The 10944-nt window shown below is 61.4% G+C and carries 13 protein-coding genes; 3 read left to right on the top strand and 10 right to left on the bottom strand.

All coding sequences use genetic code 11. The annotated features are described in order from the left end of the window. Positions 1-248: 248 nt before the first annotated feature. The 5 genes from BM413_RS09975 to BM413_RS09955 all read right to left on the bottom strand — a co-directional run bounded on the left by BM413_RS09975 (position 249) and on the right by BM413_RS09955 (position 4346). Positions 249-734 carry a hypothetical protein gene (locus tag BM413_RS09975; RefSeq protein WP_091912831.1) on the bottom strand — a complete coding sequence of 162 codons (486 nt, stop codon included), beginning with the start codon at positions 732-734 and terminating at the stop codon, positions 249-251. Between the two features lie 203 nt (positions 735-937). Then, on the bottom strand, positions 938-1840 hold the full coding sequence (locus BM413_RS09970) for a DMT family transporter (protein WP_091912829.1): 903 nt from the start codon (positions 1838-1840) through the stop codon (positions 938-940). A gap of 174 nt (positions 1841-2014) precedes the next feature. Further along, positions 2015-2554 (bottom strand): formaldehyde-activating enzyme, encoded by a 540-nt coding sequence (gene fae / locus BM413_RS09965; protein WP_091912827.1) that lies wholly within the window; start codon positions 2552-2554, stop codon positions 2015-2017. Between the two features lie 84 nt (positions 2555-2638). Beyond that, entirely contained in the window at positions 2639-3691 is a 1053-nt protein-coding gene (locus BM413_RS09960) for an aldo/keto reductase (RefSeq protein ID WP_091912825.1), read from the bottom strand. A 166-nt stretch (positions 3692-3857) separates the two neighbouring features. After that, entirely contained in the window at positions 3858-4346 is a 489-nt protein-coding gene (locus BM413_RS09955; protein WP_091912823.1) for a hypothetical protein, read from the bottom strand. On the opposite strand from BM413_RS09955, the gene BM413_RS32440 reads away from it, so the two are divergent. From BM413_RS32440 to BM413_RS09945, 3 genes are all read left to right on the top strand, one after another. Then, complete coding sequence (locus tag BM413_RS32440) at positions 4330-4704, top strand: hypothetical protein (RefSeq protein ID WP_139238571.1); 375 nt, start codon at positions 4330-4332, stop codon at positions 4702-4704. The genes BM413_RS09955 and BM413_RS32440 overlap by 17 nt on opposite strands. Continuing rightward, positions 4688-4852 (top strand): hypothetical protein, encoded by a 165-nt coding sequence (locus tag BM413_RS33080; protein WP_091912821.1) that lies wholly within the window; start codon positions 4688-4690, stop codon positions 4850-4852. The genes BM413_RS32440 and BM413_RS33080 overlap by 17 nt, the downstream gene beginning before the upstream one ends. Positions 4853-4966: 114 nt before the next feature. Further along, entirely contained in the window at positions 4967-6010 is a 1044-nt protein-coding gene (locus BM413_RS09945; protein WP_091912819.1) for a DUF1176 domain-containing protein, read from the top strand. Positions 6011-6049: 39 nt separating this feature from the next. Here BM413_RS09945 and BM413_RS09940 read toward each other — a convergent pair whose 3' ends face one another. The 5 genes from BM413_RS09940 to BM413_RS09920 all read right to left on the bottom strand — a co-directional run bounded on the left by BM413_RS09940 (position 6050) and on the right by BM413_RS09920 (position 10934). Next, complete coding sequence (locus BM413_RS09940; RefSeq protein WP_091912817.1) at positions 6050-6946, bottom strand: alpha/beta hydrolase family protein; 897 nt, start codon at positions 6944-6946, stop codon at positions 6050-6052. A gap of 12 nt (positions 6947-6958) precedes the next feature. Beyond that, complete coding sequence (locus BM413_RS09935; protein ID WP_091912815.1) at positions 6959-8572, bottom strand: NTP transferase domain-containing protein; 1614 nt, start codon at positions 8570-8572, stop codon at positions 6959-6961. Beyond that, the gene (locus BM413_RS09930) at positions 8569-9279 is read right to left on the bottom strand and encodes an XdhC family protein (protein ID WP_091912813.1); all 711 of its coding nucleotides are present in this window, start codon (positions 9277-9279) and stop codon (positions 8569-8571) included. Before BM413_RS09930 ends, BM413_RS09935 begins: the two co-directional genes overlap by 4 nt. Positions 9280-9285: 6 nt before the next feature. After that, a complete protein-coding gene (locus BM413_RS09925) occupies positions 9286-9624 on the bottom strand; it encodes an XdhC family protein (RefSeq protein ID WP_091912811.1) in 339 nt (112 codons plus the stop codon). Positions 9625-9686: 62 nt separating this feature from the next. Beyond that, positions 9687-10934 (bottom strand): vWA domain-containing protein, encoded by a 1248-nt coding sequence (locus BM413_RS09920; protein WP_091912809.1) that lies wholly within the window; start codon positions 10932-10934, stop codon positions 9687-9689. Positions 10935-10944: the final 10 nt, after the last annotated feature.

The following is a 10944-nucleotide window of genomic DNA, read 5'->3' as shown; positions in this document are numbered from 1 at the left end:
ACCGGCCGACTTCGGGACAGACACCGAGACGGGCGGTCGAAAGATCGCAGAAAAATACAAAAGATGAGCGAGATTTCGGCCGCCCGTCTTTCCCGGCTCTTTGACAATGGCCAGATGCGAAAGCAGGCGTGGCGATGAACAGGTGCGTCCTTCGAGGCTCGCTAACGCTCGCACCTCAGGATGAGGGAGGTTGGCGATGATGAAGCGCGCCTCACCTTCTCCCCTTGTGGGAGAAGGAAGAGATGCCGTTAAGCCACCATCGGCTCCAGCGCCAGCCGGCGGCGTCCGCCGGGTGCTCGCAGCGGTCCGAGAGAGGAGCGCGGTACGACGAGATCCATGCCGCGCGCGACAGCGGAGGCGACCGAATTGCTGTTCTGGGTCAGGAAGGAATAGCGCAGGCCCGAGGCGGCGATGCGGTTCACCGTCCTCATGCCCCGCGCCCAGCGCGCCGCGACCTCGCGATGAGGCGCTTCCAGCAACAGCACGGTGCGCGACGTCGGGCGGATATGGAATTCCGGGCAGTATGCCAGATTGCTGTGCGCATAGTCGGTTTCCACGGCGGTCAGCCGGCCGAAGATAGAAAAATAATTGAAGGTGCCGTCAGGATTGCTCGCCCCGCCATTGATCTCGTAGAGCGGCTTCCCGTCGGGATCGACCCAGACGATGAAATTGTGGCTCGGCACCCCGGCAAAGCGCGGAATCGGATACGATCCGAACAGGATTCGGTGCTTCATGGCGCGACGGGTTTTCAACGGAATTCTGGTTCAGATTCCTGTTTATTCGTTTCGCCGTCTAATGCAATCGATAGGCCGATCAAGCTTTGTTTATTGCAGTTTGATGACGCGAGGCCGGCTAAAAAATACATTTTGGTGCGTGAGCACCGGAAGCGCATAAAATCGCCATTTGCAGCCCGCCATCACCTGAATGTCGATACACCCTAGCCGCGCCGCGCGACCAATATTCCGGCAAGGACGATGATCCCGCCGACGGCCTGCATGATGCCGATGGTCTCGCTGAGCAGAAGCCAGGCCAATATGGTCGCCACCACCGGCTGGATCAGCAGCGTCAGCGACGAGAAGGCCGCCGGCAGCCAGGCCAGTGCGAAGATGATCAGCCCCTGCCCGCCAGCGTGCGACAGCCAGGCAAGCCCGATCAGGATCGCCCAGCCGAACAGCGTATAGGGCCAGAAGCCGGCCTCGAAAAACAGCGCCAGCGGCAGCATGCAGATGGCTGCCGAGCCGGTCGTCCACAGCATCACGGTCAGCGTCGAATAGCGGCTGCGCACCTTTCCGAGCGACAGGATGTAGCCTGCATAGAAGACCGCGGCGATGATTGCGATGACATCGCCCTTGATGTCTCCGCCGCCAAGGGCCGCCGGCCCGCCCTTGAGGATGACGACGCCGGCCAGCGCCAGCGCGAGCCCGGTGAGGAAAATCCGGCTGATTTTCGTGCGGAAAAGCAGCCAGCCGCCCAGCGTCACGAAGATCGGCGCCATGTTGGCGAGCAGCGTCGCATTGGCCACCGACGTCAGGTGAAGCGAGATGTGCCAGGCGACGAGGTCGCCGGCCAGCATGACGCCGGGCACGCAAAGGGCGATGTAATCGGAAAGTCCGGCGGGCCGTGTATCGGCCTCACCGCGCGCGGGGCTGGCGGCCTGCCAGGCGAGAAGCGGCAGCATTCCCAGCGCCACGCGCCAGAACGCCGTGGTCATCGGCCCGACTTCGGAAAGCCGCACGAAGATCGGCGAACAGCCGATGACGATGCCGCCAAGCAGCAGCGCGGCCAACGCCCAGCGTTGCGATCTGAGGATCGCCGGCGCGGATATGGAAGTGCTGCTCATGAACAAGGAACTCTGGCGGCCGAAAGGACTATGCGCGCATCCATAGACCCTTGCGGCCACCAAAATCACAGCCAGCGCGGCTTAAGCGGCGGTCCAGCGACCAGAGCGGAGATTGTTGGACAACCCACCCTGCCGCGTCAGATGGCCGGCAAGGTAGAGTTAGGAAACGATCTCTCAGTAGTCGATGACGCCGTCGAGGGCATAGTGCTTCACCGTCTTGCGGTTGGCGATCAGCTCGTCGGCGGTCGGCTTGCCGGTCATGGCGCGCGAGATGGCGATCTTGGTCGCCTCGTAGTTGGTGCGATAGAGATCCTTCTTATCGAGGTTCTCATCCTCGGCGCAGCGCGGATCGAGCCAGATCATGATGATCATGCAGAGCTCGTCGGCCTCGTCCTTCGGCAGGATGCCCTCGGCAAGGCAATCGACGATGGCGTCGCCGGTGGCGGCCTGCACGACGCCGCCAAGCAGCTCGGCATAGGCCATGTTCTTGATGGTGACCTTTGTCGTCATCATCGTCGCCGGCTTCACCTGCTGGTTCAGGTCGCGCACCACGAACATGCGGGTGTGGCCCTTCACCTGCCCCATCATCGAGGCGAAGGCCTGCCCCACCGGCCCGCGTACCGAGCCGATCAGAACCTCGGGCATCGCATCCGTCGCCTGTCCTTCGGCTGCAAGCACCGTCGCCTCGCCCGTGCGGAACCAGATATCAGTCATGATTTTTTCCTCTCGCGAATATGGCCCGCAACTTATCGAGCGGGCCCGGGCCGGTCCACTGGCCAGAACGTCACAATCTGTCGTTCAGGGGCACGGATTGCCGACACGCTGATGAATATCGTCGACGGCCTTCTGCATCTCGTCGGTCCAGGTCACGTCGGCCGCCGCCAGCGCCGTTTCAAGTTGCGGGATCGACGTCGCGCCGATGATGTTGGAGGTCACGAACCAGCGGCTGGTCACATAGGCGCTGGCGAACAGCGCCGGCTCCATGCCGAAGTTTTTCGCAAGCTCGTTGTAAGCGAGCAGCGCTTCAGCGGCATAGGGCGTCTCGTAGCGCTGACCGCGGTTGAACAGCGTCGAACGCGCACCTTCCGGCTTTGCGCCATGGTCGTATTTTCCGGTCAGATAGCCCTGCGCCAGCGGCGAACAGGCAAGCAGGCTGACATCCTCGCGCTCGCAGACTTCGGCCAGATTGACCTCGAAGGTGCGGTTGACGAGGTTGTAGGCGTTCTGCACCGAAGCGACCCGCGGGCCGATGCCCTTGTCGCTCTCGGTGAGAAAGCGCATCACGCCCCAGGAGCTTTCGTTGGACAGGCCGAGATGCCTGATCTTGCCTGCCTTCACCAACTCGTCAAACACGGCGAGCGTCTCGGCGATCGGCGTTTCATCCTCGGCGCGCTTGCCCGGCACGGTGCCGATGCGCGTCGGGTTGGAGCCCCAGGGGATAAGCCGGTCCGGAAAATGGATCTGGTAGAGATCGAGATAATCGGTCTGCAGCCTTTTCAGCGATTTCTCGATCGCATCGAAGATGTCGGTGCGCACCAGCTTCGACGGTCGCCCTCCCCGGAACCATTCATTAGAGGTGCGGCCGACCACCTTGGAGGCGAGGATGACGCGGTCGCGATTGCCACGCGCCTTCATCCAGTTGCCGACGATGGTTTCGGTGCTTCCCTGCGTCTCGGGCTTTGGCGGGATCGAATAGAGTTCGGCCGTGTCGAGAAAATTCACGCCGCGCGAGAAAGCGAGGTCCATCTGGGCATGACCTTCGGCCTCGGTGTTCTGTTGCCCCCATGTCATCGTGCCAAGGCAGATCTTGGAAACGGAAAGGTCGGTGCGGCCAATGCGGCGCTGCTGCATGGAAAATCTCCGGAACTGGAAGGGTATTTTGCGTGGTCACGCTGGGAAGGAGGCCTCAGCATAAACCGGAGACAGCCCCGTCGCCAAGCAGCGGGAGGCCAAATTTCCTCGCCGACAGGGAAAATGCTTTCCTCACCGTCCGGGCAAATGCGTAAAAATCTGGGCGTTAGCGTTTGGTCGGCTTGGCGGCGCGCCGCTTGGCGTCGTCGATCAGCATGTTGGCAACCTGCATGCGCACCATGGCGCGCTGGCGCAGATGAGGGGCCACGCGGTCGGGATGATTGTGGAAGGCAAAACTCCGGCGAAGCCGTCCGAAATCGGCACTCGCTTTTGCCGCCGCCAATCCAAGTTCCTTGGCAATCGCCTCGGGATCAATCGGCGGCAGCTTTTCGATCTCGGCCACCTCGTCCGCTGCCAATCGATCGAGATTTGAGAGCAACGCGGCAAAGCCTGCCTCGAAATTCTCGGAAGCGTCGCGATATTCGGCGGTAGCCGTCTCAGTCGAGACTTTGATACGACCGGAATGAAGCTCATCGGCAACGGACATATAGTCGAACGGAACCGATGGTGGAGGAGATGCCTCCTCGAATGGCGCCGGGTTGACGAAAAGATCGTCAAGCAGCGAGGCGAAATCGCGGTTGGTGTTCGTTCCCAAGACAGCCTCCTCTGCCGTCAACGCGCGACTGGCCATTTCGCTCCCGACCATAGGACAGCGCTCGTTAAAAATAGCTTGGCGTGATGAGGAGAAATTTAGGTGCAGTCCGTTTCATGCAAACAGCACCTGCCAAAAAATGGGCCACACCGAAGTGCAGCCCGAATTCGTCTTACGACGAGGAAAAAACCGGCTTTCGGCCGGCATAGGAAAATACGAGCCGCGCGGAAGAAAGTTTCAGCTGGAATTCGTCGAAACACATGGCAGCCATGCAAATGCTGCCCTGCACAAGGAATATAAATCGATTATATTGATCGTGGGAGGACCAACCAAGGGTCCTGATCATGAAGTTCCTGACTGAAATGTTCACTAGCCGGCGTCACCGGGAAAACAACCGCTATCGCGCCGCGTTCCAGATGCTCGACGCGATGAGCAATGCAGACCGTGCCGACATCGGCGTGAAGCCTGCCGATTTTCCACGTATCGCTCGCGAGATGGCTCTCAAATAACAGCTAATAGTTTCCGGCGCCTCGCGCCGGGACGACTTTTGCTACAGATGCTTGGCCGTCACGACCGCGCCGCATTCCGTGGCCGATACTATCCGCCGAATGGGAGATTCGCGGATGAAACGAATAGTGCTCGCCGCCCTTGCTTCGTGTCTGGCTGCCGCTTCGGCGATGGCGGCCGAGCCAACCTATCTCGACGACCGTTCGGATGCCGCCTCTCTTATCAAGTCACTGTACAATGCAGTGAACCGCCAGGAATATTCCCGCGCCTGGGACTATTTCGGCGATACCAAGCCTGCGAAAGATTATGAGGCCTTCGTCAAGGGTTACGAGAACACCGAAGAGGTGCAGGTCGTCACTGGCGAAGCCAGCGCCGAAGGGGCCGCCGGCAGCACCTATTTCAGCATTCCCGCCGCGGTCCTTGCCCGCAAGAAAGACGGCAGCGAGGCCGTGTTCGCCGGTTGCTACACCGCGCGTCTCGTGAACCCTCAGTTACAGGAACAGACCTTTACCGGCCTGCGCATAGAAAAAGGCGATCTGAAGCCGAGCGACAAGCCGCTGGAGGAAGCCCTGCCCGCATCTTGCGGCGACGGGCCAGCGCCCACGCCGAAGGATGCAGTTCTGGAAGAGGCCAGGAACGCATTTGCCGCGACCCACTCAAAACAATGCACCTCGCTCGCGCCCGGCCAGCCTGACGACGCGATAAAGCCCGAGGAGCACACAATCTCGTTTCATCCCGCCGGCAGCGCCGAAAGCGACCCTGAACAGAAGGCGCGGCTTTTCCGCTTTTTCTGCCTGGCCGGCGCCTATAATGAAATCCACGTCTACTATCTGGCCGACGAGACGAACGGCGTGCGCGAACTGCATTTTGCGACGCCCGAACTCGACATCCATTACGAAGGCGGGAACAGCGAAGGCAAGGTCGAGGCGATCAACGTCATCGGTTACCGCAGCGAAAACCAGCTCATCAACTCATCCTACGACGAAGCCACGAAAACCATCATGTCGAATGGAAAATGGCGCGGCGTGGGCGACGCATCATCAAACGGCACATGGCTGTTCCGCAACGGCGATTTCACGCTCGTGCAATACGATGTCGATGCTTCCTATGACGGTGAAATCAACCCAGAGTCGGTCGTCGACTACAATACGGCCCCTTAATTCGCGCTTCAAAAATGAACGCGAAACAATGGGATAGCGTCATCGCTTGAGAGAAAGCATCCAATTCAAAACCTCGCGCCAGTCCGTCATGCGGATTGGCGTGCCATGCGTGCCGGTCTCGAAACGGACAAAGCGGGTTGGATAGCCGGGCGACTTGGCGGAAATAGACCGGAAGAATGCCTCCTGGCTGTCGATGGGAAATACCGGGTCCTTGCTGCCCTGCCCGAAGAAAACCGGCACCTTGCGCTTGAACGCCGGGCTCGACAAAAAGCCGTCATCCCAGAGCGAGCCAAGCAGCAGCAGCCCGGATATCCGGGGCGCGATAGCTTTGTCACCTGCAAGCTTCCAGCATAAAGCACCGCCCATCGAACCGCAGGCCACGAACACCGGCGCGCCGGGCGATTGATCGGCGTAATGCGCGATCAGCGCGGAAATCTGCGCGGCACCCTTGTCGCCGAAATCCGGGAAATCGGGCGAAAGATACAGGCCGCCATTTGCGGCCATCAGGTTCTTCACCCGGTTGAAATTGCCGCCGAAGGTAAAATCATCCACGCCCTGCTTACGGCTGCCGCCCTGCCCGTGCAGATAGACAGTAATCAGCTTGGCATTCTGGAGGCTACCCACCGCGACGTGCCGGATGTCGCCGCTGTCGGTCTTCAGCACCAGATCCTTCTGGACCTTGCGAACGCCGGTGGAGACATATTTGCCGCGCACGCGCCGTTCGGGAATCTCGTCGCGCTCGTTGATGTCTCGCATCTCCCGATAGTCGACCACCGTATAGGCGCCGCCCTGCCCGGTGGAGAGAACCCCGGGGTAGGCAAACAGCTCGTCCTTGAAGGGAGAAAGCGTAACACCGTCGGCAAAGGCAAGCGACGGCGCAGCCGCCAGAAACAGCGCGGACACCAGCGCTCCGCGCAACAGGGTGTTGAAAATCATGAGCCTCGCTTCTCAGGTTTCCTGCAGGATGCCGCCAGCTTCCACCATGGCGTCGCGCGTGTCGACGTCGATCGCGGCACCTGCGCCGATTTCGACATCGATGACGTCGGCCCCCTCAGCTTCGACGATATGGCGCGCGCCGGTATCGCCCTGCAATGTCGCCACCGCAGGGAAAAGCGCACGCGGCAGAAGGACCGGATTTCCACGCTTGCCGTCATGGGTGGCCCGGACGATCGATTGCGCCCCGGACCGCCTGAACGCCGCGACCATATGATCAAGATCGGCAGCCGTTACCGCCGGCATGTCGCCCAACACCACCAGCGCGCCGGCCGCATCGTCCGGCAAGGCTGCGATACCGGCTTTCAGCGACGAGGAAAGCCCTGATGCGAAATCCGCATTGTGGATGAGCTTCGTGCCGAGCCCGGCAAGCGTTCTTTCAATCCGGTCGGCCTGATGGCCGGTGACGACTATCGTCCCAGCAGTGCGTGATGCGATCGCACGTTCAGCACTTTGCCGGATAAGCGGCTTCTGGTCGAACAGCGCCATCAGCTTGTTCGGCCCGCCCATGCGGCTTGACCTGCCGGCGGCAAGCAGCACGACGTAAACCTTCGGGTTGCGCGGTTTCTCGCCTATCTCGCGCGGCTGCGGGCGTGTCGGGATTTCCATCAGCAGGCCACCGACACCCATGCCGGCAATGTCCATGTCGGTGACTGGCAGACCCGCAATCACGCGATCCAGCACCCAGTCGAAACCGTTTTCCTTGGGGCTGCGGGCACAGCCTGGGGCACCTATAACCGGCTTGCCGCCGACCTCGCCGAGCACGAGCAGATTGCCGGGATCGACCGGCATGCCCGCGCGAACGACCTTGCCGCCGGCCTGGACGATCGCTGCTGGAATGACATCCTCGAAATCGCTCATTGCGGATGCGCCGAAGACGACGACCATGTCGTTTTCGACCAACAACTCTTCGACGGCCTGCTTCACCGCACCGGTTTCGTGCGGCGTGCGCCGCTCCTGCGTGATCCGGCTTTGCGACCGGGCAAAGCGCGCGGCCGTAATGTTCGCCGTCTTGTTCAGCACGCTTTCCTTCAGGCCGGGAAGCATGGTCTGGACAAGCCCGATGCGCCTCGGCCGAAATGGATGGACCGCAAAGACTTCGCTCGATTTCACCAGCCGGGTGACCTGCTCGACCAGATCGCTCGAGACCGCAAACGGAATGATCTTGATGGTCGCAACCATCTGGCCCTTCTCGACCTCGGCATATTGGGCAACGGTTGCGATCGTGATTGCGGGATCGACGGCATTGATCGCATCGATCGTCGCCTTGTCGACGGTAAAGACGCCGGAAGCCTCGGCGTGAAGATTGACACGGCCGGTAGCCGCCGGCTTGGTCTCGATGTTGTCGGCCGAGAGCTTTTTGGCGATGCGATCGGCCGCCTGGTCCTCGCCGAGGTCGCCCGGATCGAGCCTTGCAACGACGAGTTCGCGAACCCCGGCTGCAGTCAGCGCGGCGATATCTTCGGCCGACAGCACATGCGCCTTGCGCAAACGCCTTTCACCCACGGAGACAGAATGCGCCAGTATGGCGCCTTTTGCGTCTTCGGTGCGGATCGCCCCGAACTTCACGCCGCCTGGCCCTTTGGCAACCTTGCCGTCCCGCGCGAACGGAAGGCGCGAATGACTTCCGCCAGCACGGCAACGGCGATTTCAGCTGGGCTGGCCGAGCCTATGTCGAGCCCGATCGGCGCGTGGATTTTTTCGATACCCTCGTTCGGCGCGCCCATGGCCATCAGCCGTTCGACTCGCTTTGCATGGGTTTTGCGGCTGCCCAACGCGCCGATATAGAAGCAATCGGCGTCGAGTGCAGCCTTTAGTGCAAAGTCATCGATCTTCGGGTCATGCGTCAGCGCTGCCAAAGCCGTGTAGCTGTCGAGCGGGTGCGTCTTCAGAACATCTTCCGGCCATTCGGCAAACAGCGTCACGCTGGGAAAGCGATCGTCGGTCGCGAAGGCCGTGCGCGGATCGATGATTTCAAGCGGATAACCGGCAATCTGCGCCATCGGTGCCAATGCCTGGCTGATATGGACCGCTCCGATCACCACCAGCCGGGGCTGTGGCAGATGGACGTTCAGGAAAAAATTCCGGCCTTCGGCCACGACCGAACCGGAATTGCCGCTGCGAAACGCCTTTGCAATCGCCTCGCCAAGTTCGCCCGCAACCGTGTCGCCCTCGCGCACGATGCGGTCGCGGCCATCGCCCAGATCGGTGACAAGGATCGCGGCACGGCGCGCCCGGCGCTCAGTGTTCAGCTTTTTCAGATGCAGCGGGTCCATGCGCCGTTATCCCAGTCGCTCGACATAGACTTTGATGCGCCCACCGCAGGAAAGCCCTACCTGCCAGGCGGTCTCGTCGGCAACGCCGAATTCGAGCATGCGCGGCTTGCCGCCCTCGATCACATCCGCAGCCTCAGACACGACCGCGCCTTCGACGCAACCGCCCGACACCGAGCCGTGAAAATTGCCTTCTGCGTCGATGACCAGATGACTGCCGACCGGACGCGGCGCCGAGCCCCAGGTTTCGACAACGGTGGCGATGGCGACATCCTTGCCGTCCTTCATCCAGCCTTCCGCGATAATCAGCGGGTCGCGGCTTTCATCGAGATGCGCTGTGTTTTGCATGACGCTCCCTCAGATTCTCATTGAACACGGTCTTTTCCGAAACCGTCAGACGACAAATATGGTCATGCTGCATGCGGTCTGCCAATCCCCATCCAACGGCGGGGATCAACATCGCGTGTCGTCGCCTTGTCCAGCGATGCGCAGAGGTCGGACAGCGCGTTGAGATTATGCACCGGTCGAAACTCGTCGACATGCGGCAGCATCGCCTTAACGCCACGGGCGCGGGCCTCGAAACCGTCGAAGCGCAACAGCGGATTGAGCCATATCAGCCGCCGGCAGGATTTTTTCAGCCGCTCCATTTCCTCGCTCAGGCCAGCAACGTCGTCCCGTTCCAACCCGTCGGTAATCAGCAGCACCACAGCACCTTGCCCGAGCACGCGGCGCGACCACAGCCGGTTGAACTCATGCAGCGTATCGCCAATGCGCGTGCCGCCGGACCAGTCCTGAACGGCAGCCGAACTGTCCGCCAGCGCCTCGTCGGGATCGCGATGCCGCATCTGGCGGGTCAGATTGGTCAGCCGCGTGCCAAAGACGAAAGTGTGAACACGCCGGCGCTTTTCGGTCAGCGCATGCAGGAAATGCAAGAAAATCCGCGTGTACTGGCTCATCGAGCCGGAAATATCGGCCAGAACCACCAGCGGCGGATGAACCTCGCGCGCCGAGCGGAATTTGGGCAGAATAAGCTCGCCGCCGGTGCGGGCGGCCGCCCGCATCATGGCGCGCGGATCGACACGACCGCGTGTGTCGGGCCGGAAGCGCCGTGTCGTGACCATATCGAAAGGCAGTTGCAAAGCGGCGATGGCGCGCTTGGCATCGCTTATCTCGGCAGCGCTCATCTGCGCGAAATCCTTGCCGCGCAGCATCTCGTTGCCCGACACGGTGAAGCGCGCATCGATCTCAATTTCCGGAATCTCGCGCGGCGGCTGGTTCTTCTCGTGGCCCTCGAACATCGCCTGGCTGACACGGTTTTCGGCAGTGCGCGGCTTCTGCTTCTCGCGCTTGTCGGGTGCGACCGGCGAGAACATGGCGATCATCTTTTCGATCAGTTCGCGCGATTTCCAGAACAGCCGAAAGGCCTCGTCAAATGTCGCGTGGTCTTCGTGCCGCGAGACCAGCACGGCATGCAGGGTCCAGTAAAAGTCGTCGCGGCTGCCGATGCCTGCCACCAGCACCGCCTCTATCGCATCCTTGACCGAAGCCGGCCCGACGCGCATGCCGGCCTTGCGCAGGGCGCGGGCGAAGTAGACGATGTTGTCGGCAATGCGCCCTTCGGGCTTGGCGGTTTTCGGAGTGGAACGAAAATTGTCCATCACCCGCCGT

It is taken from the genome of Mesorhizobium sp. YR577 (genome assembly GCF_900116595.1).
Lineage (GTDB): Bacteria > Pseudomonadota > Alphaproteobacteria > Rhizobiales > Rhizobiaceae > Mesorhizobium_M.
The sequence above is the reverse complement of the archived record's forward strand: the minus strand, read 5'-3'. Positions and strand labels throughout refer to the sequence as shown.

Excerpts from the sequence above, each read along its gene's own strand:
- BM413_RS09975 (WP_091912831.1), bottom strand. The coding sequence starts at position 734 with ATGAAGCACCGAATCCTGTTCGGATCGTATCCGATTCCGCGCTTTGCC.
- BM413_RS09970 (WP_091912829.1), bottom strand. The coding sequence starts at position 1,840 with ATGAGCAGCACTTCCATATCCGCGCCGGCGATCCTCAGATCGCAACGC.
- fae (WP_091912827.1), bottom strand. The coding sequence starts at position 2,554 with ATGACTGATATCTGGTTCCGCACGGGCGAGGCGACGGTGCTTGCAGCC.
- BM413_RS09960 (WP_091912825.1), bottom strand. The coding sequence starts at position 3,691 with ATGCAGCAGCGCCGCATTGGCCGCACCGACCTTTCCGTTTCCAAGATC.
- BM413_RS33080 (WP_091912821.1), top strand. The coding sequence starts at position 4,688 with ATGAAGTTCCTGACTGAAATGTTCACTAGCCGGCGTCACCGGGAAAAC.
- BM413_RS09945 (WP_091912819.1), top strand. The coding sequence starts at position 4,967 with ATGAAACGAATAGTGCTCGCCGCCCTTGCTTCGTGTCTGGCTGCCGCT.
- BM413_RS09940 (WP_091912817.1), bottom strand. The coding sequence starts at position 6,946 with ATGATTTTCAACACCCTGTTGCGCGGAGCGCTGGTGTCCGCGCTGTTT.
- BM413_RS09930 (WP_091912813.1), bottom strand. The coding sequence starts at position 9,279 with ATGGACCCGCTGCATCTGAAAAAGCTGAACACTGAGCGCCGGGCGCGC.
- BM413_RS09925 (WP_091912811.1), bottom strand. The coding sequence starts at position 9,624 with ATGCAAAACACAGCGCATCTCGATGAAAGCCGCGACCCGCTGATTATC.
- BM413_RS09920 (WP_091912809.1), bottom strand. The coding sequence starts at position 10,934 with ATGGACAATTTTCGTTCCACTCCGAAAACCGCCAAGCCCGAAGGGCGC.